Origin of the sequence: Kitasatospora putterlickiae, from assembly GCF_039527695.1 — a bacterium.
GTDB lineage: Bacteria > Actinomycetota > Actinomycetes > Streptomycetales > Streptomycetaceae > Kitasatospora > Kitasatospora putterlickiae.
The window spans coordinates 2,583-4,756 of the sequence record NZ_BAAAKJ010000185.1 but is presented as its reverse complement, the minus strand read 5'-3'; the positions used below and the strand labels follow the sequence as shown (position 1 = coordinate 4,756).

At 72.2% G+C, this 2,174-nt stretch carries 2 protein-coding genes; one reads left to right on the top strand and one right to left on the bottom strand.

What is annotated here, in order from left to right:
* Positions 1-70 precede the first annotated feature (70 nt).
* Positions 71-1,414 (bottom strand): MFS transporter, encoded by a 1,344-nt coding sequence (locus tag ABD308_RS18500; protein WP_344335823.1) that lies wholly within the window; start codon positions 1,412-1,414, stop codon positions 71-73.
* 172 nt (positions 1,415-1,586) lie between these two features.
* Between ABD308_RS18500 and ABD308_RS18495 the strand changes: the two genes are divergently transcribed.
* Entirely contained in the window at positions 1,587-2,147 is a 561-nt protein-coding gene (locus ABD308_RS18495; RefSeq protein ID WP_344335821.1) for a MarR family winged helix-turn-helix transcriptional regulator, read from the top strand.
* Positions 2,148-2,174 lie beyond the last annotated feature (27 nt).

Below are 2,174 nucleotides of genomic sequence, written 5' to 3'. Positions count from 1 at the left end.
CGAAACCAAGCGCGACGGGCGCCGGACAGGTGACCTGTCCGGCGCCCGTCGGGGCGGTGCCGCCCGGTGGTCAGGCGGCGGTCTGCAGCTCGCGGACCGGCCGGGCCGGGGCGCGGACCGGGGCGGCGGGGGCCTGCTCGTCCCCGGCGGAGCCCTCGGGCGCGTTGTCCTGGGCGGCGGTGAGGTACGGCCGCAGGCGCAGCGCCAGGACGACGATCAGCACGGTGCAGCCGGCCATCGCCGCCAGGTAGAGCGGCCAGGTGCCGGAGCCGACCAGCAGGACGCCCACGGCCGGGCCGACGGCGACGGCGATCTGCTTCACCAGGGCGTACCCGGAGTTGTAGGTGCCGAGCAGCCGGGCCGGGGCGAGGTCGGCGACGATCGGGCCCATGGTGGGGGCGAGCAGCGACTCGCCGACACCGAACAGGGCGTAGATCGAGACGATCGCGACCGTGGCGGCCATCGCCTCGGTCCGGATCAGGCCGGCCACCAGGGCCATCGCCCAGGCGCCGAGCCAGACCACGCCGGCGGCGGCCATCGCGGTGGTGCGCCGGCGGCGGGCGGTGATCCGCACCACGAACATCTGCAGCACCACGATGGTCAGCGCGTTGGCGCCGATGGCGATGCCCAGGGTGGACGGGGCGGTGCCGACGGTGTCGGTGGCGAAGGCGGCGACGCCGGACTCGAACTGGCCGTAGCAGGTGAAGAAGATCAGGCCGGCGAGGATGCTGAGCCGGACCATGGCCTTGTCGGCGAGCAGGGCGCGCAGGCCCTGCGGGCCGTCCTTGCGCTCGTGGACCGGCAGCGGCGCGGCCTTGGGGATCCGGGCGGTGCCGGTCACCAGGGCGAGGCCGAGGAAGGTCGCGGCCTCGATGGTGAACAGCCGGGTCAGGCTGGCCGGGTCGGCGACGTCCACGATCTGCCCGCCGACCAGCGCGCCGACGCCCATGCCCAGGTTGACCAGGGTGAACTGCAGCGCGAAGGCGTGCGAGCGGGTCGCCGCGGTGGAGCAGCGGACGATCATCGTGGCGAGCGCCGGCTGGCAGGTGGTGACACCCGCGCCGAACAGGAAGGAGGAGACCAGCAGTGCCGGGGTGCCGGTGGCGTGGCCGAAGGCGAACGCGCCGGTGGCGGCCAGCGCGGTGCCGGCCAGCAGCACCGGGCGCGGCCCGTACCGGTCGATGCCGCGGCCGGTGAACGGCAGGACGGCGAGCGCGGCCAGCGCGAAGACGGTGAACACCATCCCGGCGGAGAGCGAGCCCAGCCCGCGCACCTGGTCCACGTACACGAACATGTACGGCATCGTGAATCCGCTGCCGAACGCGCTGAGCGCGTTTCCGATCTGGACGCGGCGCAGCGGGCCGCCCGCCGCCCCGCGTCGCTGCTGCCTCTGCTGCTTCACCGTGCCGGTCACCGTGCACACCCCTTCATGGCGGACGGGGCCCGCGTCAGGGCTCCGTCAGTTTCGCTGAGTACTCTTAAGGGAAGAAGACTTAAGAGCTAAAGTTTGACTCTAAAGTCTTAGCACCAGAAGAGTGCCGAGTCAAAGGCTTAAGGAGTGCACTTCGCATGGGACACTGGTCCGCATGACTGCAGAGAAGCCCGCGCCGGCCACCCCCCGCGAGTTGGGCATCGCCGAGCAGGTGGCCCTCTACCAGCGGGAATTCCCCACCGTCGACCCGCAGGTGGAGACCATCGTGCAGACGCTCTCCCGGGTCGCCCGGCGGATGACCGTCGCCTACGACCGGCAGCTGACTGTGCTCGGAATCACCTCCGCCGAGTGGGAGGTGCTCAAGGCCCTGGTGGTCGCCGGCAGCCCGTACCGGCTCGGGCCCGGTGAGCTGGCCAAGCGGCTCGGGCTCACCCCCGCCGCGATGACCCACCGGATCGACCGGATGGTCACCGAGGGGCTGGTCACCCGGGAGCGGGACGAGGCCAACCGGGTCCGGGTGATCATCGAGCTGACCGAGCTCGGCCGCGACAAGTGGCTGGAGTCGATGCGGATGGCCGCGGTCTTCGAGGAGGAACTGCTCCAGGACGTCGTCGGCGAGGACCGCGGCGTGCTCTGCGGGATGCTGGCCCGGATGATGCGCCGGATCGAGGAGAGCCAGCCGGACGCCCCCGGGCGCACCGTCGCCCTGGACTGATCCGGCCGCGGAACGACGAAAGTCCGG